General features: G+C 37.8%; 24 protein-coding genes. 23 read left to right on the forward strand and 1 reads right to left on the reverse strand.

Annotation, left to right across the window (positions count from 1 at the left end; translation table 11 throughout):
- Positions 1-154: 154 nt before the first annotated feature.
- From pstC to ACZ5V8_RS05340, 18 genes are all read left to right on the forward strand, one after another.
- Positions 155-1,096, forward strand: a complete 942-nt coding sequence (pstC, locus tag ACZ5V8_RS05255) for a phosphate ABC transporter permease subunit PstC (protein WP_464218644.1) — start codon at positions 155-157, stop codon at positions 1,094-1,096.
- Entirely contained in the window at positions 1,096-1,923 is an 828-nt protein-coding gene (pstA, locus tag ACZ5V8_RS05260; protein WP_464218645.1) for a phosphate ABC transporter permease PstA, read from the forward strand. The genes pstC and pstA overlap by 1 nt, the downstream gene beginning before the upstream one ends.
- Before the next feature lie 31 nt (positions 1,924-1,954).
- Entirely contained in the window at positions 1,955-2,821 is an 867-nt protein-coding gene (gene pstB, locus ACZ5V8_RS05265; RefSeq protein ID WP_464218646.1) for a phosphate ABC transporter ATP-binding protein PstB, read from the forward strand.
- Between the two features lie 31 nt (positions 2,822-2,852).
- Positions 2,853-3,914 carry a phosphate ABC transporter substrate-binding protein PstS gene (pstS, locus tag ACZ5V8_RS05270; RefSeq protein WP_464218647.1) on the forward strand — a complete coding sequence of 354 codons (1,062 nt, stop codon included), beginning with the start codon at positions 2,853-2,855 and terminating at the stop codon, positions 3,912-3,914.
- A 208-nt stretch (positions 3,915-4,122) separates the two neighbouring features.
- Positions 4,123-4,419: an ArsR/SmtB family transcription factor gene (locus ACZ5V8_RS05275; RefSeq protein ID WP_464218648.1), complete on the forward strand. Its 297-nt coding sequence runs from the start codon at positions 4,123-4,125 to the stop codon at positions 4,417-4,419.
- A 74-nt stretch (positions 4,420-4,493) separates the two neighbouring features.
- Positions 4,494-5,021 (forward strand): rhodanese-like domain-containing protein, encoded by a 528-nt coding sequence (locus tag ACZ5V8_RS05280; RefSeq protein ID WP_464218649.1) that lies wholly within the window; start codon positions 4,494-4,496, stop codon positions 5,019-5,021.
- A 5-nt stretch (positions 5,022-5,026) separates the two neighbouring features.
- Positions 5,027-5,713, forward strand: coding sequence for an MBL fold metallo-hydrolase (locus ACZ5V8_RS05285; protein WP_440617346.1), 687 nt, complete (start codon positions 5,027-5,029; stop codon positions 5,711-5,713).
- 166 nt (positions 5,714-5,879) lie between these two features.
- Positions 5,880-6,413 (forward strand): nitrous oxide reductase accessory protein NosL, encoded by a 534-nt coding sequence (locus tag ACZ5V8_RS05290; protein ID WP_464218650.1) that lies wholly within the window; start codon positions 5,880-5,882, stop codon positions 6,411-6,413.
- Positions 6,414-6,498: 85 nt separating this feature from the next.
- Positions 6,499-7,707, forward strand: coding sequence for a NosD domain-containing protein (locus tag ACZ5V8_RS05295; RefSeq protein ID WP_464218651.1), 1,209 nt, complete (start codon positions 6,499-6,501; stop codon positions 7,705-7,707).
- Positions 7,700-8,635 carry an ABC transporter ATP-binding protein gene (locus ACZ5V8_RS05300; protein ID WP_464218718.1) on the forward strand — a complete coding sequence of 312 codons (936 nt, stop codon included), beginning with the start codon at positions 7,700-7,702 and terminating at the stop codon, positions 8,633-8,635. The genes ACZ5V8_RS05295 and ACZ5V8_RS05300 overlap by 8 nt, the downstream gene beginning before the upstream one ends.
- A complete protein-coding gene (locus tag ACZ5V8_RS05305) occupies positions 8,625-9,431 on the forward strand; it encodes an ABC transporter permease (RefSeq protein ID WP_464218652.1) in 807 nt (268 codons plus the stop codon). The genes ACZ5V8_RS05300 and ACZ5V8_RS05305 overlap by 11 nt, the downstream gene beginning before the upstream one ends.
- Before the next feature lie 182 nt (positions 9,432-9,613).
- A complete protein-coding gene (locus ACZ5V8_RS05310) occupies positions 9,614-10,570 on the forward strand; it encodes an AAA family ATPase (RefSeq protein WP_440616132.1) in 957 nt (318 codons plus the stop codon).
- A gap of 21 nt (positions 10,571-10,591) precedes the next feature.
- On the forward strand, positions 10,592-11,521 hold the full coding sequence (locus ACZ5V8_RS05315; RefSeq protein WP_464218653.1) for a DUF58 domain-containing protein: 930 nt from the start codon (positions 10,592-10,594) through the stop codon (positions 11,519-11,521).
- Positions 11,511-11,981, forward strand: a complete 471-nt coding sequence (locus tag ACZ5V8_RS05320) for a DUF4381 domain-containing protein (RefSeq protein ID WP_464218654.1) — start codon at positions 11,511-11,513, stop codon at positions 11,979-11,981. Before ACZ5V8_RS05315 ends, ACZ5V8_RS05320 begins: the two co-directional genes overlap by 11 nt.
- A complete protein-coding gene (locus ACZ5V8_RS05325; RefSeq protein WP_464218655.1) occupies positions 11,978-12,985 on the forward strand; it encodes a vWA domain-containing protein in 1,008 nt (335 codons plus the stop codon). Before ACZ5V8_RS05320 ends, ACZ5V8_RS05325 begins: the two co-directional genes overlap by 4 nt.
- The gene (locus tag ACZ5V8_RS05330) at positions 12,982-14,004 is read left to right on the forward strand and encodes a vWA domain-containing protein (protein ID WP_464218656.1); all 1,023 of its coding nucleotides are present in this window, start codon (positions 12,982-12,984) and stop codon (positions 14,002-14,004) included. The genes ACZ5V8_RS05325 and ACZ5V8_RS05330 overlap by 4 nt, the downstream gene beginning before the upstream one ends.
- The gene (locus tag ACZ5V8_RS05335; protein ID WP_464218657.1) at positions 13,995-15,143 is read left to right on the forward strand and encodes a tetratricopeptide repeat protein; all 1,149 of its coding nucleotides are present in this window, start codon (positions 13,995-13,997) and stop codon (positions 15,141-15,143) included. The genes ACZ5V8_RS05330 and ACZ5V8_RS05335 overlap by 10 nt, the downstream gene beginning before the upstream one ends.
- On the forward strand, positions 15,136-16,857 hold the full coding sequence (locus ACZ5V8_RS05340) for a BatD family protein (RefSeq protein ID WP_464218658.1): 1,722 nt from the start codon (positions 15,136-15,138) through the stop codon (positions 16,855-16,857). The genes ACZ5V8_RS05335 and ACZ5V8_RS05340 overlap by 8 nt, the downstream gene beginning before the upstream one ends.
- Before the next feature lie 20 nt (positions 16,858-16,877).
- Here ACZ5V8_RS05340 and ACZ5V8_RS05345 read toward each other — a convergent pair whose 3' ends face one another.
- Entirely contained in the window at positions 16,878-18,329 is a 1,452-nt protein-coding gene (locus ACZ5V8_RS05345; protein WP_464218659.1) for an APC family permease, read from the reverse strand.
- Positions 18,330-18,540: 211 nt separating this feature from the next.
- Between ACZ5V8_RS05345 and ACZ5V8_RS05350 the strand changes: the two genes are divergently transcribed.
- The 5 genes from ACZ5V8_RS05350 (at position 18,541) to def (ending at position 21,575) form a co-directional block, all read left to right on the forward strand.
- Complete coding sequence (locus tag ACZ5V8_RS05350) at positions 18,541-18,999, forward strand: hypothetical protein (protein WP_440616120.1); 459 nt, start codon at positions 18,541-18,543, stop codon at positions 18,997-18,999.
- Between the two features lie 6 nt (positions 19,000-19,005).
- Positions 19,006-19,785: a 23S rRNA (guanosine(2251)-2'-O)-methyltransferase RlmB gene (gene rlmB / locus ACZ5V8_RS05355; protein ID WP_464218660.1), complete on the forward strand. Its 780-nt coding sequence runs from the start codon at positions 19,006-19,008 to the stop codon at positions 19,783-19,785.
- Between the two features lie 14 nt (positions 19,786-19,799).
- Positions 19,800-20,300, forward strand: a complete 501-nt coding sequence (locus ACZ5V8_RS05360) for an SEL1-like repeat protein (protein WP_464218661.1) — start codon at positions 19,800-19,802, stop codon at positions 20,298-20,300.
- A gap of 5 nt (positions 20,301-20,305) precedes the next feature.
- Positions 20,306-20,980, forward strand: coding sequence for a uracil-DNA glycosylase (ung, locus tag ACZ5V8_RS05365; RefSeq protein WP_464218662.1), 675 nt, complete (start codon positions 20,306-20,308; stop codon positions 20,978-20,980).
- 79 nt (positions 20,981-21,059) lie between these two features.
- Positions 21,060-21,575 (forward strand): peptide deformylase, encoded by a 516-nt coding sequence (gene def / locus ACZ5V8_RS05370; RefSeq protein WP_464218663.1) that lies wholly within the window; start codon positions 21,060-21,062, stop codon positions 21,573-21,575.
- The last annotated feature ends 7 nt before the right edge of the window (positions 21,576-21,582 follow it).

A 21,582-nucleotide genomic window follows, 5' to 3' on the forward strand; every position in this document is an offset into this window, starting at 1 on the left:
CATATGGAATAATAGTGAGAAATATGAGAAATTCAATTTAAAACAACCATCGCCATCAATTGTAACATAACTGTAACAATTGATATTTATGCTTAGCAATGACTTAATTAAGTAGGAAGGATAGGTTTTGAGGCAAAGTGGGGATAAAAACTTCTTGAAGTTATTAATAGCTCTGGCATCGCTAACACTGATTATTTTCGTGTTGCTATTAATGAGTCTTATTGTATTTAGTTGGCCAAGCATTCGCCAGTATGGCATTTCTTTTTTGTGGAGTGATGCATGGAATCCTGTGACTGAGCAATTTGGTGCCTATTCAGTCATCATTGGTACGCTGGTTACATCCATTTTGGCGCTTGTAATTGCTGTGCCTTTTAGTTTGGGAGTGGCACTTTTAATCGATGAGTTATTACCAAGACGTATAGGTAGAATCTTTGCGCGTTTAATTGAGTTAATGGCAGGAATACCCAGTATCGTTTATGGTATTTGGGGGCTTTTTGTGCTTTTGCCGTGGGTGAAATCATTGCAATTAAAATTAATGCCTTTATCGCTATCATGGCAGGCTAAGTTTTCGGCTCTTGCTGAAAGTGGCTCATTTTGGGCGCATTTTGAACCATTAATAATGTTCTTTATCAAAAGCTTACCAACGGGAAGTAGTATCTTTGCCGCCAGTATTATCTTAGCCATTATGGTGGTTCCTTTAATATCATCGGTGATGCGTGATGTGATTAGTGCGATTCCACAAGTGACGAAAGAAGCAGCATTTGGTATTGGCGCGACTAAGTGGGAGGTGACCAAAAATGTTATTTTCCCCTATGCGTTACCGGGCATGATGGGTGCGATTATTTTAGGTTTTGGACGCGCGCTAGGTGAGACAATGGCGGTGACCTTTGTGATTGGTAATGTCCATAGTTTGCAAGGTTTGTTTATGCCAAGTGCGACTATCTCATCAGCCATTGCCAATGAGTTTAATGAAGCATTAGGCACATTGTATCCTGCCGCATTGGTTGAAACGGGCTTGATATTGTTCTTAATTACCTTAGTGGTTTTATTGATATCACGTTGGATCTTAAAGCGCTACAAAGTAGGGGTGGCATAATGAGTATGATTGGACAAGTCGCGCTTAAGCGCCGTATTAAATCAAATATTTTTGTCTCACTGTGTTGGCTTAGTGCGATTATTAGCATACTTTTCTTGTGCAGTATTTTATATGAATTGGTGGTGCGTGGTATGCCTAGCTTTAGCACTTATCTTTTTACACATGACACCAGAGAGCTTGGACTTAGAAATGCGATAGTTGGCTCACTGATGTTAACGATTGGTGCCATCGTGATCGCGACACCGATTTCGATTTTAACGGCGACTTTCTTTGTCGAGTTTCGACAGTTCAGACGCACGATTAAAGTCTTACGCTTTATCAATGACATGATGTTAAGCACGCCATCAGTCATTGTTGGTTTGTTTATCTATACGCTTATTGTTGTTAATACCAGTTTTTCAGGATATGCCGGAATCATTGCTCTCGCAGTTATTGCGATGCCGATGATTACGCGTGCAGCGGAGGATGTATTATACCTTGTCTCTCCGATGTTAAAGGAGTCAGCTATTGCACTAGGTGTGCCAAAGTGGCGTGTGATTGTGATGATTGGCTTTCGCTCAGCAAAGACAGGGCTGATTACTGCGGTGGTACTAGCTACCGCAAGAGTGATGGGCGAAAGCGCACCATTATTATTTACCTCAGCAAAAAACAGCTTTTTAAGTTTCAATATGGGGCAAGCGATTGAGAGCTTACCGGTGATGATTTTTGAAAATGCGATGCAACCATATCCTGAGTTTCAGCAAGTGGCTTGGACAGCAGCACTTATCGTTACCGCATTAGTATTGATGATGAATCTAACGGCTCGTTGGATTGCAAAAGATAAATAACTGGTAATAAAGTAAAGAATAAGAGATGATCATGCAACAATCGACAGATTTTAAAAACTTAGAAAACACAAAAAGCATAGAAAATAAAGCACAGGCGCAAACTGATGATAGTCAACTTGAGCCACAAGGGAGGGTGTTAAATTTGCCAAATCAGCAGTACTTATCAGTAAAAAATCTGAACTTTTATTATGGTGACAGCAAGACATTGCATGATATTAACGCAAGCTTCGCGCAAAATAAAATTACCGCACTAATCGGTCCGTCTGGATCTGGAAAATCAACTTTGCTTAGAACGTTAAATCGCATCTATGAGCTATATCCTAAGCAAAAAGCCACAGGGCAGATTTTGTTACAAGGGCAAAATGTCTTAGAAAAAAACATTGATTTGAATCAACTGCGCAAAGAAATTGGGATGGTCTTTCAAAAGCCAACGCCTTTTCCGATGAGTATTTTTGATAATATTGCCTTTGCTATTAAGTTGCATGAGAAGTTACCCAAGGCTGAATTGCAACTGCGCGTTGAAGAGGCATTAAAACAAGCCGCTTTATGGGATGAGGTTAAAGATAAGCTGCAACAGCAAGGTACACGCCTCTCAGGTGGACAACAGCAGCGACTTTGTATTGCGCGTACACTGGCGGTAAAACCTAAGATTTTATTATTAGATGAGCCAACATCAGCGCTTGATCCTATTTCCACAAAGAAAATAGAAGGGTTGCTCACAGAGTTAAAGGCTCAATATACAATTGTAATGGTGACGCATAATTTAAAACAAGCTGAGCGCTTATCAGACAGTACGATGTTTATGATTAATGGCGAGCTTGTCGAGTATGCCTCAACTGATGTATTCTTTAACGCACCTAAGGATCCACGAACGGTTGATTATATTCATAATGAATAACGGTTTAAACTTAAAACATAAGGATAAATGAATGAAACGAGCAAAATTTAAGAAAACTATATTGATTGGTGCTTTGACGGGTAGTGCTTTATTAATATTATCAGGATGCAGTGAAAAAGCGCATGAAAGTGATGGCAAGGCGGCATCAAGCCAATCAGTTATTATGGGCTCAGGTTCAAGTTTTATCTATCCTGCGATGTCACGTTGGGCAAATGAATATTATAATCAAACAGGTGTAAAAATTAATTATCAGCCAATTGGCTCAGGTGGCGGGCAACGTCAGATTTTTGCAGGGACTGTTAACTTTGCAGCATCAGATCAACCATTAAGCAATACTGAGCTTAGCAAGTACAATTTATTACAATTTCCTGCAATCGTTGGCGGTATTGTGCCGGTGATTAATGTGCAAGGTATTAAAACGAATGAGCTTGTCTTAAGCGGTAAAGTATTAGCAGATATTTATTTGGGTAAGATCCAATATTGGGATGATCCAGCGATTGCTGCGTTAAATCCAAAGCTTAAGTTACCACACAATGCGATTATTACGGTACATCGTGCCGATGGCTCAGGTACAACCTATAACTTTACGCAATATTTAGCATCGGTTAATCCTATATGGCAACAGCAAGTCGGTGTTGATACCTCAGTGCAGTGGCCGGTAGGTATTGGTGCTAAAGGCAATCAGGGAGTGGCAGCACAAGTACAACAAGTCAGTGATAGTATTGGCTATGTTGAATATGCCTATGCCAAAACTGCGAATATTCCAACGGTTAAACTAATCAATCAAAGTGGTCAAACGGTGACTGCGGATTTAAATAGTTTTGCAAGTGCTGCAAAATATGCATCATGGCAAGCGAAGAATAACTACAATTTATTATTGGTTAATCAGCCAGGAAATGATAGTTGGCCAATTGTGGCAACGACATTTGTTTTGTTACCTGAGAAAGCAAAGCAAGGCATCAATCAAGATATTAAGCAATTCTTTACTTTTGCCTATTCTGCGCAAGGTGACAAGATCGCTCAGAAACTTGATTATGTTGGTATTCCACAAAATGTGGTTGCAGGCATTAAAGTTTATTGGGATAAGGGGTAGATAATATAGTACTCCCTATGTTTTAAATCTCATATTGAGTTATATTTTGTTGAGTAAAAGCTTTATTTCAATTTATTTATATCAACCATATCCCAATCGTGGGGCTTGAAATTCATAAATAAGCTAAAAACATCATAGTATATTATTTAAATCTAATGTAGTATGTGCTAATATTTTTGGGTGTACAATTTGTCCGAAGGATTATAGCATGAGTGATTTAATCGTGATGCGTGAGAATGCACAAAAAGCTGCCAAATTGTTAAAAGCTATTTCACATGAGTCAAGATTAATGATTCTGTGTCTTTTAACACAAGGTGAGCTTTCTGTTGGTGAGCTTGCAGAATATTCAAATCTAAGTCAATCTGCATTTTCACAACATTTATCTGTACTACGCAAACAGAAACTTGTTACCACAAGAAAAGAAGCGCAAACGGTTTATTATCAGCTTGAAGACCAAAATGTAAAAAAAATTATAAGCACACTTTACGAGATTTACTGTAAATAAAAAATAAATAAAAAATTTCGCCAAAATATTAGAGTTTGCTAATTTAGAATAACCTACAAAGCAAGGAGAAAATAATGAGTCACTGCCAAACTATCTCAATCGATGAATATAATGAGCTTTGTCAGAATCAATGCGTCAAGTTAATTGATATCAGAGCACCAGAGGAGTATGAAAAAGAGCACATAAAAGGCGCCATTAACAAAACGCTAAACGAGTTAAATTCGCATGTTTTTTCAGAAGATGGGATTATTGTGTTTCATTGCCAGTCTGGTCATAGAACGCGTCAAGCAGAAGGCTTTTTTTCAAAGCTCCCTATCAAAAAAGTATATATTCTAAAAGGAGGAATGAGTGCATGGAAAAAAGCAAATTTACAAACGGTTATTAATGCTAAAGCTCCCTTTCCTATTATGCGTCAGGTGCAAATTATTGTTGGTTTTATGGTTGTACTAGGTATTGTTCTGTCCTATATCATCTCACCATGGTTCAATATCTTGAGCGCTTTTTTTGGTGCGGGATTATTATTTGCAGGACTATCTGGTACTTGCGCACTTGCAAACGTATTAATGTTTCTACCGTTTAACAAAACAAAAAACAAGGAATAATGATCATGATTTTAAAACAGTTATTCGATTTTGATACTTATACGTATACCTATTTACTTGCATCAGGTATTGGGCGCGAGGGCGTTATCATCGATCCAGTGAAAGGTCATGAGCATGAGTACGAAAGACTGATTAATGAATTAGATTTGAAATTAATTGCTGCTATTGATACTCATGTGCATGCTGATCATATTACCGCAATTGGAACGCTTCGTGAGCGGTTAACCTGTCAAAGCATAATGGGTGAGCAATCAAAAGCTGATTGCGTGTCGATTAAAATTAAAGAAGATGAGACCGTTAATTTTGATGGACTTAAACTCAAAGCCATATACACACCAGGGCACACCGATGACTCTTATAGTTTTGTTTTAGATGGCTTTGTTTTTACAGGGGACACCCTCCTTATTCGTGGAACAGGGCGAACTGACTTTCAAAATGGCGATGCTTATGCACAATATGACAGCATTAAAAACAAATTATTGAGTTTAGATGAGCACACAATCGTTTATCCAGGTCACGACTATAGCGGTCGCACTTCAAGCAGTATTTATGAGGAAAAACGTTTCAATCCAAGATTACAGGTTAGTAGTGCCTCTGAGTATGCCGATTTAATGGCAAATTTAAATCTACCCAATCCAAAGTATATGGATATTGCTGTCCCTGCAAATCTCAGATGCGGATTGGATAAATGATCCTTAAAAGTTTATTGGGATAAGGGTTAGATAAAAATTTTGGTAGTTACCAGTTTATAATATTGTCGACATCAAGTAGACTAATCCGCTTTAACCCATATACGAAAAATGGATGACGGGTATTTAAGTGATGAGCATTTTCAAAAGAAAATATTGTGCTGTTATTATGTTATTTAGTGTTGTGATATTATTTGCTGCGGCATTATCTGGTTGTGGTAGGCAGAGTGAAACTCAACCTCAAGATCTAACGAAAGCGGATATATGTAGTTTATGCGGTATGGTGATACTTAACTATTCAGGACCGCATGTGCAAATTGTTTGGAAAGATGGTAAGCACACCTTCTATTGTGATTTATTTGAAGCAATGTCTATTATCTTGAACAAACCAGATAGAGAGCGTATGGCAGCTATTTATGTACAAAACTTTGATGATAAAGCGTGGGCTAGTTACGATGATGAGTGGATGCTTGTAAAAGACCTTTATTTTGTCATTGATAGTAAACAGCGCAGTGCGATGGGTATCAGTTATGTTCCATTTAAATCACTTGATAATGCGAAGATATTCGAGCAAAAACATGGCGGAAAGATTGTTCAGTTTAAAGATATTACACAGCAAGTTGTGCAAAATTCAATTGATCTGATGCAAAGTGATCCACAACGATATGGTCCAATGATGCACAAAAAACATAAAAATAATTAGTAAAAGACAAAAAGTGTACAAGATGATTCTTGTTAACAGGTATGGGCTTTGTAGGAAATTTTACTATCTATTGCTCATAGCGCTTATGTTAAGTTTGTTATGTATTCATCGTATTTATGCTGACACATTTCACGTTGATAAAAGTGATGATAAGGGGCTAGAAATAGCACTTAAAAAAGCTCAAAATGGCGACGTAATTGTGCTTAATGGTGGGAAATATGAAGGCAACTTTACATTGACTAAATCAATTGATTTAGTTGGTAAAAATATGCCGATGATAAGTGCAATTGAGGATAAGCCAATTCTTAGCATTCACAATGCAACATTTAAAATACATGGTGTTGAATTTATCGGTAAACTCAATAGCAATACAAACAATAGCTGTATTGATGTTAAGGATGGTAGTATTACTTTTTTCAATAACGCACTTAGAGATTGCTCTGTTGGTATGGTACTGAAAAATACTTGGGACAATTGGATTAAAAACAATGTTTTTATTGCGGATGATAGATCAAATTTATCCTTAAGAGGAGAGGTTGTTAAAATACTATCAACACATGATAGCTCGATTGAAGATAATCTTTTAAGTTATGGCGGAGATGCCATTTATATCGAAGATTCTTACAATGTTCATCTGAATAATAACACGATTCACCATGCACGCTTTGGTTTCCATGTAATGAATAGTCAAAATCTTACTATAGACAACAATGCCATTTATAATGCTTCGGTTGCGATGAATTTAATGTATTCAAAACGTTTAATGATAAAAAACAACATCGCTAAGCATAACAATATACATGGATATGTGTTGCGTGAAATTAGTCAGTCAACCTTTTTTGATAATCTTGCGGATACAAACGAAGATGGGATTGTGTTAAGTGCAAGTCATGATAATGTGATTCATAATAATGAGATCATCAATAATACTTATGGTGCAATCATAAGCTTCGGCAGTGTTAATAATCGTGTCTATAACAATAATTTTATTAATAATCGCTTAGAGGTCAAATACGGTAATTTTAAAAATACTTATTGGGGATATAAGGGGCGTGGTAATTATTGGTCAAGTTATCGCTGTTATGGTAATTGTCGTGGCGCAACAGGCCCAAGTCCTTATTATGTTAATAATTTAGCGCAATGGCTTAGTTTTTCTTACCCTATTTTGCATGTGATATTTGATAGCCCTATTATGAAAGTTTTACAAGGTATTGAAAATATGTTCCCAGTATTACAAAGTAACTCACTTATCGATAAGTACCCACTAACCAAACGAGTTTCTCGTGATGTGTAACGGATTAAAACTAGAAAATGTAAGCTTTGCTTATCATAGAAAACAAAGTATTTTGAAAGATGTTAGCTTAACTTTAAATTCAGGGAAAATTACAGCACTTGTTGGTGAAAATGGTTGTGGTAAAACGACATTAATTAAGCTGATTACAGGTGTTTTACCCCCTCAGTCAGGTGGTATTTTTTATGATGGTCAATGCTTAACTCAAAAGAATATTAATGATTATCATAAGGTACTTGGCTATATGCCTGAAGATTTGAATATGTATCCTAATGAGAAAGTACATCATGTGCTAAGTTTTTTTGCATATCTTCGCCAGTGCCGACCTTCCAAAGAAATAATCTTAAAGACCCTTGATCAGGTTGGACTTTTAAAGCATAAAGATAAAAAAGTATCTGCGCTATCTAAAGGGTTACGACAGCGCCTAAACTTGGCTCAAGCAATCATTCATCAACCTAAGGTTGCTATTTTTGACGAGCCTTCAAATGGTTTTGACTACAAAGGGGTGCAGTTGTTTTACACTGTGATCAAATCACTTGCAAAAAAGGGAGCTGCAGTTTTAATTACCTCACATTTGTTTTCTGAGCTTTGGGATAATACGGATAATATCTTATTAATGAGCCGAGGGAAAATTATACGTCAATTCAATGCTAAGTTTGGACATGTTAATATCAATGATACCAATGCGATCAATAAGCGACTTTGGGTGAGAGTACCTAAAACGCTTGATCAGTCTATAAAAGGTCAAATATCAAAAATCACAGCATCAATAAATTATTTGGATGAATATACGTTTAATACGCTTTTGAGACCTGTTGAGGTTGAGCAACTAATTGGTCTATTGCAAACATACGGTTATGCGATTGCAGATATCCAAGTCGACTCTTTAGAAATTGAAAACGAATTACGGTCACATGCACATGAAGTTTAAACTAATTTATCATATTGCCAAAAGAGAGTACCTTGCATTATTAAAAAATGGTTGGACGGCTATCGTAACACTGTTATTTTTGCTGATTAATTTTACAATGATTCACTTTAGCGGTAATTTTTCAGCAGAAAATATGAGCAATAACCAAGCGGTTACTTTATTGTCATTACTGCACATTTATATGTATATTATTCCGCTGTTTGCAATGATTTTATCTTATGACACGGTTTTAAAAGAACGTGAATTGAAAACATTTGAATTGTTATTGACCTATCCGGTATCCTCATGTCTATTTATTTTGGGTAAATGGTTAGGGCAGTCAGTCACATTAATCATCAGTATCATAATAGCATTTATAATATCACTATACGTGTTGAGTCCTTTTGCTGTGACGATGTCTGTCTTTTTGAATCTCATATTGAGTTGTATTTTATTAAGTACAAGCTTTATTTCAATTGGGTTATTTATATCAACGGTTTCCCAAAACCGCACCTATACGATTGCATTGACAATCATTATTTGGTTGTTTTTTATTTTTCTTTTTGATTTATTGTTTGTGTTATTGGTTGTAACTTTTAATGGTGTTATAAGTTCGCAAAGCATTAGTTTTTTATTGCTACTTAGCCCGATAGATTTGTTTAGAATACAGGGGATATTAAGTATTGCTCCACAATCAATACAGCAATTTTATGGTGTGGGTGAGGCACCTTTATCTTTCACTTATTGTGTCATTTGGCTAGTGCTTTGGAGCGTTATCCCACTTGTCATTACTATGTTTAGAAAATACGTCTTGTAAAGAAAATTCAGCAGAACGAGGCTTGAAATTCATGAATGGATTTATAAAATAAAGACCATTAAAACTATGTGCAGCTCAGAAAAATCATTTTATAGTGCTTAGTATCGAAGTATTCGATGATGGAGGTATTATAAGCTGATCTATGAGCCTTATATAAAGTCTTTAAAACCTTAGGAGGGTTTATGTCGGTATATCAGGATTTTGAAAGTTTATTAGCGTATTTAGATGCACGTATTGTTGGGCAGCGTGCTTTAACAAAGCGTCTGTTGATTGCCTTATTATCATCAGGGCATTTGTTGGTTGAGGGCGCGCCCGGTCTTGCTAAAACCACAGCAATTAAAACATTAGCTGAATGTATTGAGTGTTCTTATCATCGGATTCAATTCACACCTGATTTGTTGCCTGCTGATTTAACAGGTACTGAGATCTATATTCCTGAGCGTCAAAGCTTTGAATTTCAAACCGGTCCTTTATTTCATAATTTATTATTAGCCGATGAGATTAATCGCGCACCTGCCAAAGTGCAATCTGCACTTTTAGAAGCCATGGGTGAAAAGCAGATTACCATTGGTAAACAAACGTATTCACTACCTGATTTATTTTTAGTGATGGCGACACAAAACCCAATTGAGCAAGAGGGGACTTATCCGCTACCTGAAGCGCAATTAGATCGCTTTATGCTGCATGTTAAAATTGGTTACCCAGATGCGGCAATGGAAAAAGAAATTTTGGCATTAAATCGTGGCAATCGTTCTGTGAACTTACAAAAACCACCGCTGATCACACAACAGCAAATTTTCACAGCGCAGCAGCAAGTATTGGATCTGCATGTTTCTAGTGCCGTTGAGGAGTACATGATTCAATTGGTATTAGCCACGCGCGATGCAGTGAAATACAGTGAAGATCTTGGCAAATGGATCCGCTTTGGTGCAAGTCCACGTGGTACGATTGCACTTGAGCGCGCGGCACGCGCGCATGCTTGGTTGAATCAGCAGGATTATGTTTCACCACATGATGTGCATGCAGTGATCCATGAGGTGTTAAGGCATAGAATACTCTTAAGCTTTGAAGCTGAAGTTGATAATATTACCAGTGATGATGTGATTGATGCACTCTTAAAAGCCGTGCCGATTCCATAAGTGGAAAAGGAGAATACGCTAATGAGTTCAAAAAACACAAGTGATCAACAAGGGATAACGGCAGACATTAATGAATTATTGAGTTTGCGCTTTTATGCGCAAAATATTCAATTTTTTAATCGTCAACGTGTTAATACCAATCAGGTTGGTCAGCATGTCTCACGCGCTAGAGGGCGGGGAATGGACTTTGAAGAGGTTAGACATTATCAGCCAGGAGATGATATTCGTTTAATGCATTGGCCACTAACCGCGCGTCTTGGAAAGCCATACACCAAGGTATATAAAGAAGAACGAGAACGTGCTATTTATTTTATTGTCGACCAAACTGCATCGATGCAATTTGGAACGCGCGTTTGTTTTAAAAGTGTGTTAGCGGCTAAGGTCTGTGCATTATTAGGCTGGGCAGCACTGAATCATCATGAACAAGTTGGTGGTGTAGTATTTTCAGACGATGGTTTATATCAGTTAACACCAGCGCGTAGCCGCACACACTTGCTGAAATTCTTTAAATGCTTAAGTGACCCAGATAATATGCTAAAACCATCAAATAGCCATTCAATGGCTATGACACTGAAGAATTTATCCAAAACGCTTAAAAGTGGCAGCGTTGTGATTGTGATCAGTGACTTTGTGAATTTTGATGATGAAGCGGAGCAATATTTGAAATTAATTAATCGCAAGAGTGAGATCATCCAAGTATTTACTTATGACGCATTAGAAGCAAGCTTACCTGATAGAGGACAGTACTGCTTTAGTGATGGGCAGTTGCATTTCTTGGAGTTAAATGCCGCGGATAAAGAGGTGCATAAGCGCTATGCCGAGCCATTTAATAAGCGACTAGATAGGATCAAAGGATTGTCAAGCAAACACAATATGCAATTTGTTGCATTGGCAACGAATGATGATGTGGTTAAAACCTTAAATCATGGAGTAATGCGTTATGGCTACTGATGTATTAGCAGGGTTAAAGGATATTCATCTTCCGCCTGCGGTATCGATTTGGCCTCTGGCAATGGGATGGTATATTGTGGCTGTTATTGTCTTATTTGTGATTGTGCTGATGATATGGCTCTTAGTCAAAAAGATTAAAGGATATCGCCACAAGCAAGCAATAATAAGGATGTTTGATAAAACGATACAAACTGCTCAGACAGAAAATCCACAAGCATTGATATCAGAGGTTTCTATTTTTTTAAAGCAGGTAGCTATGCAAAAGCTTAAAGTTGACAATGTACATTTACACTTTGGTGAGAATTGGTTGAAGTTCCTAGATCAACAGCTTAAAACAGATGATTTTAGTCAAGGTGATGGACGTTTGTTATTAGATAGCTATACGTCAAAAGAAGTAAGTGCTGATGAGCGTCAAGCACTCATTGCATTATCGAAAAAATGGTTAAGGAAAGTGTTATGATAACAATTGCTTACCCTTGGGTTTTCGTTTTATTATTGCTTCCCATCATCTTTCGTTATGTCTTGCCAAAAGTAAACAATAGTGATGCAAAACAAGGACTTAAGATTCCGTTTTATGCCTCATTGCAACAAACAATGGCTGAAGGTGAAGCAAAACGCACGCAACATTTGTCATGGTTTAAATATATATTGTTGATTATTTGGCTTTTATTAGTAATTTCAGGCGCGGGTCTACAATGGTTAGGTGCGCCTTTAACTTTGCCACAAACAGGGCGTGATTTGATGTTGGCAGTTGATCTCTCAGGCAGTATGCGTACACCTGATATGATGGTTAATGGCAAAGCAGAATCAAGAATTGATCTGGTAAAAACCGTTGCTAATGAATTTATCCAAAAGCGCGAAGGCGATCGTTTGGGACTTATTTTATTTGGATCTAAACCGTACTTACAAACTCCTTTGACTTTTGATCGCAAAACGGTTGGACAAATGCTTAATGATGCAACCGTCGGTATTGCGGGTATTCAAACGGCGATAGGTGATGCGATTGGTCTTGCGATTAAGCAGTTGATGCATTATCCCAAACAATCACGCGCGCTTATTCTCTTAACTGATGGCGGCAATAACGCCGGTGTTATTGATCCTGAAACAGCAGCAAAGCTTGCCAAAGATGAGCATATAAAGATTTATACTATTGGTTTAGGGGCAAAGCAGATGACAGTGCAGACGATGTTTGGTCCACAGATCGTCAATCCATCGAGTGATTTAGATATTGATGGTTTAAAAAAAATTGCACAAATGACGGGTGGCGAGTTTTTCCGCGCTGAAGATGGTAAAGAGTTGCAAGCAATCTACAATAAGATCAATCAATTAGAGCCTGTCAAATCCGATAAGATTACCATTCGTCCGGTGACACCTTTTTATCCATGGACTTTGGGTGTAGCTATGATCTTAAGCTTTATTCTGGCGTTGTTATGGATTAAAACAAGTCAAAGGAGTTTCATATGAGCTTTAGTGATTTTCACTTATTTCACTCATTTCACTTCTTACGTCCGTGGTGGTTTTTACTGATCATACCTGCAATTGTTTTGCTCATTATGATTTTAAGGGTAAAAACATCTGCTAATAATTGGAGCATGCATTGTGATCCACATTTATTAAAACATTTATTAGTAGGTCGGCAAGCGCGTAAGCGTCGTATGTTGCCAGTGATGATTTTCTCATTGTGGTGTATTGGAATTGTCGCATTGGCAGGACCGACTTGGTCACAATACCCACAACCGGTTTATCAAAAGGTAGCAGCACGTGTGATTGCCTTGGATGTTTCGCAAACGATGAATGCCAATGATGTCCCTCCTACACGTTTAGAACGGGCACGCTTTAAGGTGCTGGATTTACTTAAATCTATTAAAGAAGGGCAAACAGGAATGATCGTATTTTCGAGTGAACCCTTTGTGGTGTCACCACTGACGGCTGATAGCAATACCATTGCCAATATGGTGCCCTCGTTAGATTCAAGCGTTGTACCCGTTGCCGGTGACAATATCCAAAAAGCATTAGTAGAATCAGCCAAACTCATCAAACAAGCGGGATTTACTCACGGTCAGATTGTTTTAGTTACTGATAGTACACCATCACCTGTGGCATTGACGGAAGCCAAAAATTTAGCAAAAGAAGGTATTAAAACCTCTGTATTAGCGATTGGGACGGCACAAGGTGGACCGATCAAAAATAGCGATGGCGGTTTTGTTACTGATAAAAAGGGACAAATTGTATTTGCTAATATGAATGCTGCTGAATTACAAAAACTTGCAAGCTCAGGCGATGGGCAATTTAGCTTGATTACCGATAATGATCAAGATGTCACAAAAATATTAAGCCATGATGGTGATGCTAAGACGCAAAAAACAGAAGCACAAAAAGCCAATGCATTGTGGAAAGATCAAGGACATTGGCTTATTTGGTTATTGATTATTCTGATGGCATTGATTGCACGAAAAGGCTGGTTGGAGAGAGTATGTCGATAAAACGTATTAGCGGACTTGTATTGTTGTTGCCAACGTTATTATGGGCAAATACATGGCAAGATCTGTGGTTGAATGAAAATCAACAAGCTGCGAATTTATTTAATGAGCATAAAAACAAAGAAGCAGCAGCGATGTTTCGTGATAGTCGTTGGCAAGGCGCTGCATTATATCGTGCTAAAGATTATAAAGCGGCGTTGAGTGCTTTTGAAAAAGATGATTCAGCAGTGGGTCTGTATAACCAAGGCAATGCTTTAGCACAATTGCATGAGTATCAAAAAGCAATAGATGCGTATAAAGCGGCATTAGCCAAAGATAGCGATTTTGCTGACGCCAAGACCAATCTTGAGTATGTTGAGAATTTATTAAAACAGCAGCAACAGCAAAAGAATCAGCAAAAAAATCAACAAAAAAATCAACAAAAGCAGGATCAGAAAAAATCTCAAAATGAAGAGAATAAAGATCAGCAGAATAAACAGCAGAATACGCAAAACAATCAAAAAAATAATAAGCAAGATCAAAAGGATCAAAAAGATCAAGATCAGCAGAGTCAGCATGATCAACAAAATAGTGATCAGAAAAATCAGCAAGATGAGCAAAGTAAGTCAAATAAACAAAGTAATAAAAATAATCAGAATCAACAGAATAGGTCAAATCAACAAAATCAATCACATGCTAATCAACAACAGAGCGATAAAGGTAGTCAAAGAAATAAGAAAAATGAGCAAAATAAGCAAAATAAGCAAAATAAGCAAAATGATCAGAGTCAAAGTGATCCAAGCAACAATCAACAGAATATGAATCAACAAAAAGGGCAACAAGATAATAAATCCTCAACTGAAAACACTCCAAATGATCAAAGTGTTCAAAGTGAGAAAAACAATGAAACTGATAAAAATCAAAAAGACAAACATTCGCAGACATTAGCAAAAGAGAATGAAGTAGACAAAAATGAATCTAAGGATCTGCCGCAAAAGGTCGAAATTTCAAGTGCTCAAGCGCGTGAAGATGCACTGCGTCAGAAGAAGGTTGATGCGATTTTGTCACAGATTCCAGATGATCCAGGTGGCTTATTAAAGCAGAAATTCTTAAGAGACTATGAGCGACGTCAAACATCGCAAAATGGAGGGAATAATGATTAGGTTTACTCGCAAAATACGCAAAATAGGAAAAACAAGTAAGACAAAGACAATAGTAAATATTCTTGTGCTTGCACCTGCTTTACTTATTTTCATGGTACAGTCGTTGTATGCCACGGTTTCTGCGTCAGTTGATCGTACACAGATAGCTGATGGTGAGAGTTTGACATTGACGATTAAGCTTGATGATATGAATGAGCAGCCTGATTTGGCACCATTGAAGAAAGATTTTGATGTTTATGGTACCAGTACCAGTAGTCAGACTAGTGTTATCAATGGTAAAAGCACTTCAGATATTTCGTACATTGTGACTTTATTGCCTAAAAGAGTTGGAAACATCACTATTCCAGCGTTAACTGTTGGGAGTGAGCAAACTAAGCCATTGACAATTACGGTAACAAAGGCAGCACAAGGAACTCAGGGTAAACAAACAGCAAATGTCTTTTTAGATGCATCTCTCTCAAGTGATAGTGCTTATGTTAACACACCTGTGTTATATACCTTAAAGCTGTATTATGCAGAGCCATTATCTAATTTAAGTATGCAGCCGTTGCAATTAGCCAATGCAAGTATTGAGCCTTTTGGCAAAAATAGTCAATATCAAGCACAACAAAATGGCAAAACCTATCATGTGGTTGAGCAGCAGTTTTTAATTACAGCCAATCAAGCTGGTGAGATTAGTATTCCACAAAGCATTATTCAGGCAGCGGTTTTACAAAACAATCCCAATTCATTTTTTGCGATGCAAAGTGCCAAACCAATATTGGTGAAGTCAAACCCATTAACGCTGCATGTGAAACCCATTCCACAAAATATTGATATCAATGATTGGTTGCCTGCCAACTCGGTGACGTTAAAGGACAGTTGGTCTAGTGATTCAAATGAACTAACTGTTGGTGAGCCGGTGACGCGCACGATCGTATTAACAGCAACAGGTGTACAAGCAGCTAGCTTGCCTAATTTAACCTTTCCGCATGCCGATAGCATCAATGCCTATCCAGATAAAGCACAAAGCAAAGATTATGTGGAGAATAATCTGCCAGCGGCAAGTAAAGTTTTTAAGGTAGCCTATATCCCAACACAGAAAGGTATTGTTGAGTTTCCACAGATCAAAGTGCATTGGTTTGACGTCAAATCACAAACAGAGCAAACTGCCATTTTGCCAGCCCAAACCTTTAAAGTATTACCAGGTAAAGTGGTAACACCTGTGCAAACTAGTGCGGTAAATGCAACACCCGTAGCACAGCCTGCAAAGACAGTCATTAAAGTGGTGCATAGCAAACTATGGATGGTGTCAGCCATTATCTTTGCGATCTTATGGTTAGTAACATTGATTTTATTGCTTATTGTTGTGAGAAAGTTTAAAACTCAGAAAGTATTGCCCACGTCACATAAACAAACATCACCTGCAAAGCCGGATATTAATCAGGCGCTTAAAGATATTAAACAGGCGTGTGACAATAAGGGTTTAGTTACCGTCAATAATGCAATTGTCTCTTGGGGTAATGCCTTATTCAGTCAAAACTTTTACAGTGCAATGGATATTGCTTCTGTTATTGATGATGAAGAGTTTAAGGAAATGCTTATCTTAGTCAATAAAGCGTTATATGCTAATGGCAAGTTTGATGAATATGATGCGTTATATCAACATATCAAGTCATACAAGAGAAAAGGTGATAAGGATCAAGAAGTATTAACACCACTTTATCCAAAGTAGGTTCTTATAAATATCTATCTTTATTTATTCAGTGAATGCCCCAGTTTGGTCACAAAACGTTGACTAGTAACCATTAAAAAGAAAACAATTGCCAAAATAATAGTGGCAATGGCTGAGCTTGCTACTAACATCAAAATCCATAAGAATATGACAAAGCTCACTGCGAACCAGTTAAATCCACCTTGTTTTATTTGTAGCACAGCATAAATTGCCATCATCACAGTGACAGCAAGATTACTCAGTAAAAAGTCCTTTTCTGGTAAGGTTGCTAGTAGCAGTGCCAATATGATAAACACAAATAAAGTCATCAGTTTTGTCGATAGCTTGCGACTACCTAATACAGCTAGCGAAAGTGGCGCACCCATATAACCTAGCACGTTAAAGGCGGTGGTGATTACCATTAACGATGCCCAACTTGCTGAATTTAGTAGGATAATAATGCCAATGATGAAGTTTAAAAACAAAGAACGCTTAGATAAATGATGTACTGGACAAAGTTTGGCAATCCAACGTGGCATTTGTCCTTTTTCAGCCATCGCAAAAAGCATTCTTGAACAAGATCCCATATAGGTTAAGCCAGTAATTGATGGGCTGACAATCGAATCAGCAATTAATAAAATGGTTAGAAAGTTTAAACCAAGTAGCATGGTTAAGTTGACCAAAGGGCTTGAGAAATTAAGAGCAGCCCAACCTTTAGCAGCAACATCGTGCGGCATTGCCGTCATGAAGGTAAATTGCAGTAGCATATATAAAGCAAGCGTGATGGCTACGGAAATAACAATAGCCAATGGAATATTGCGCTTTGGGTTTTTAATCTCACTAGCGAAGGAAGCAACCACCTGAAAGCCATTAAAAGCATAGACAAGACCAGCACCAATAAGTGCCGTTTGAATTGAGCTTGCTGTGTAGTGATTAACCGCAAGATTAAGATTTGTTGTATCAAAGTGTGCAGCTAATAAAACGATAATGGTTAGCGTTGGGATGCTGATTTTAAAGACGGTAGAGATGTTATTGACATAGGCTAATAGCTTAATGCCAAAGTAATTCACAATAAAATAGACCGCTAAGATAATAATGGCAAATAGCTTGCCTGACCAAGTCAGGCTTTCACCATGATATAAAGTCGTAAACTTGATAAAGGGACTTAAGTATTGCACGGTTGCTTGCGCCTCGGTTGGAATCATTGCCAACAATCCAAACCAGATAGCAAAAGCAAAGACCATGCCAAAATCTTTGCCGTGGCTTAATGATACACACTTGGCATTTAAACCACGTTCAGGAAATAATGCGCAAAGTTTTGCAAAACATAGCCCAACAATAATGGCGATAAAAGCCGCTCCTATCCATGCGATAAATGCGTAGTTTCCTGCTAATTGTGCATTGAGCTGTGCGCTAAAAAGCCAGCCAGAGCCAACCATTGACGTTACCGGAATGGCGATGGCTGAAAATAATCCTATTTTGTGTGCTTGCACTTAAGTAATCTCCCTAAAATTTTATACCCTAGACGTCAATATCGTATCAGTCTCTGGATAAAAATCATTATAAATTTTGCTGATTTATTTAAATATTATTCAAGTGCTAAATCGTTGTTTAAGGGATAGTGTAAAACGCCAAGAAAACGCTGCAAAAAATAAAGTGATAAGTATATAATGCTTGGCATATATCTTCATAAGCTAAATAATTATGTCCAAGAATAAAGTCACTTTATCGAACAGGAAGCGTTTAAGTGAGCTGCAAAATGAGCCTGTTAGAACCATTGCAGATGTCCGACGTGAGCAGATTCAATCGATGCGTGAAATGCATATTATGCCTGAGGGGAAACTTGAGCTTGCGATTGAGCAAATGGTCACTGATGTGGTATTTGAGCTAAGTAATTTGTATCGCCAGTGGAGTCAACCACTTGATTTTAATCGCTTTCGCTATAGTCCGAACGAGCGTAATAAAAAATTATTATCTGAGCTTAAAATGTTTTTGAATGAAATTGCGGATTGGTTGGTAACCAAAGGGTTTCGTGGTGAGGAGTGTAAAGAAAAATGCCAAGAAATCGTCGACCGGATTACCCATGGGTTACAGGTTGAAGGAATTCCTATTGGCCATTTATATTTACGTGCGCCAAAAAGTCAAAGAAAAGAGAGTTTTTAATTAATTATGTCACTACTTTATGGAATACACGCGATCAAGGCGCGTCTTAAACTACATGCCGATGGTATTAAAGTCATCTATTGTCTTAAAGGTAAAGACACATCCCCAAGGTTGGGTGAATTAAAATCATTGATGGCTAAGAAAAATATTGAGTTTGAGCTTGTCAATAAAGAAAAGTTTCAATCATTATTGCAATCTCACGCACTTGAAGGTGTGGTACATCAAAATGTATTGGCAGTTTGCCAAAGCGATATTAAGTTATATGAAGAGAGTGATTTATCTGATCTGGTAGCTGCCTGCTCAAAAACGCCTTTTATTTTAATTCTTGATGGCGTTCAAGACCCGCATAATTTGGGTGCATGCATTAGAAGCGCGGAAGCCGCTGGGGTTGATTTTATTGTTTTCCCAAAAGATAACAGTGCAACCATCAATGCAACGGTTGAGAAGGTTGCCAGTGGTGCGGTAAGTAGCATGAAGCTTGTCTCGGTCACTAATCTTGCGCGTGCTATTGGTGTCTTAAAAGATGAAGGTATATGGATTACTGGGTTAGCAGGTGAAGCAGAGAGTCTGATTTATGATAGCGATTTTAGCGGTGCGATAGCTTTGGTGATGGGTGCTGAGGGTTCAGGTCTTCGCTTTGGTACGCGTAAGATGTGTGACTATCTAGCAAAATTGCCAATGCAAGGTCAGGTATCGAGTCTGAATGTCTCAGTTGCGGCAGGCGTTGCTATGTATGAGGTCGTGCGTCAGCGCCGTGAACTATTGGCAGAAAACCTAAACTATTAAACTAGGAGATTGTTTTGAAATTAAAAAAGTCAAAACCCATGCAGTGGGTTATTCTGGTCATTTTATTGTTTATCTTTGCTGGCATTATGGTAGATGCTTTGCATAGTCGTTATGAAAGTAAGTTAACTTTAAATACCTCGCAGCGTCAGGTTCAAGCTGATGCAAATGCCTTATTGTCGTCAATTAAATTGACAAATGATGAGCCGCAAAACTATCAGTTGGGCTATCACAACTTTGAGCAGGGCAATTGCCCTCTTGCTTACCAACAGCTTTTGCCTTTTGCGCGAAGTGCTGATACTAATGCGAGTTTAGTGATTGGCTATATGTATGAGTTTGGCTGTGGTGTTGTCAAGGATATGAAGACAGCCAGTCTTTGGTATTATATTGGTGTACAACGTAATACCTATAATAAATCACCGATGCTGCGAGGCTTGCATGCATATAATAGCGGTGATTATGCAATGGCTGCTGAGTGGTTTCGTATGGCCAGTGAGCTTAATGTCATCAGAGCATAACTAAAATGAAAGCAGATCTCTCATTGCTCTCATGGTCAGATGTTTTAACTGATTATAAAAAAAGCATTGAATTTAAAGAAACATTGGCTTTTGTTGATAATGCGCGACAACAAGGAAAACAAATTTTTCCGCAAAAGGAAGATACCTTCAACGCATTTAAATTATGTCCATTTGAATCGCTCAAAGTCGTTATCTTGGGGCAGGATCCATATCACAATATCAATCAAGCACATGGTTTAGCATTCTCAGTACAAGAAGGTGTTAAGCTACCGCCGTCGCTTATGAATATTTATAAAGAATTACAGAATGATCTTGGTATTGAAGTTACATCATCAGGTGATTTAAGTGCTTGGGCAAAACAAGGTGTGTTTTTACTCAATACCGTTTTAACTGTGGAGGCGCACCAAGCGCATTCGCACGCTAATAAAGGGTGGGAGCAATTTACCGATCATGTCATTCGTCAGATTAGTCGACATAAAAGTCATGTTGTTTTTTTATTGTGGGGCGCGCCGGCACAAAAAAAAGCGCAGTTAATCGATCACAATAAGCATTTTATTTTAAGATCCCCTCATCCGTCACCCTTATCAGCACATCGTGGCTTTTTTGGCTCAAAACATTTTTCACAAACAAATAATTACTTATTAGCGCATGGTTTATTGCCAATTGATTGGAAAGTGTAAGGCAAGTGGTTAAGCTCAAAAGCAATTTATGTTAGACTAACTAGCAATTACAAACTGTTATAAATGAAGCTTTATCAACATGGCACGATTAACTGTATTAAAATATCCACATCCCTTTCTAAAGAAAAAGGCAGATCCTGTTACTATTGATGCGATTAATGATGATTTGCGTCAAACGATTGCTGATATGTTTGAAACGATGTATGTCGAGCATGGCGGTGGCTTAGCTGCCACACAAGTGGGACTCAATATGCGTTTGTTTATTATGGATGGCTCTGAGAATAAAGATCAAAAAATTGTAGCCATTAACCCTGAAATCATTGAACGCAAGGGTGAAATTGATGACGAGGAAGGGTGTTTATCATTTCCTGGCGTCTCAGCTAAGGTTAAGCGTGCCGAATGGGTTAAAATGCGCGCCTTAAATGAGTTTGGTGAAGCATATGAAATGGAATGTGATGGCTATCATGGGCGTTGCATTCAGCATGAGATTGATCATTTAGATGGAATTACTTACTTTGATCACTTATCGGCACTTAAGCGCAAGATGATTGAGAAAAAGTATAAAAAATTGATGCAGGAAAATGCGGAAGGTTAAACTGCAT

The sequence above is a fragment of the Cysteiniphilum sp. GTC20157 genome (assembly GCF_055396795.1).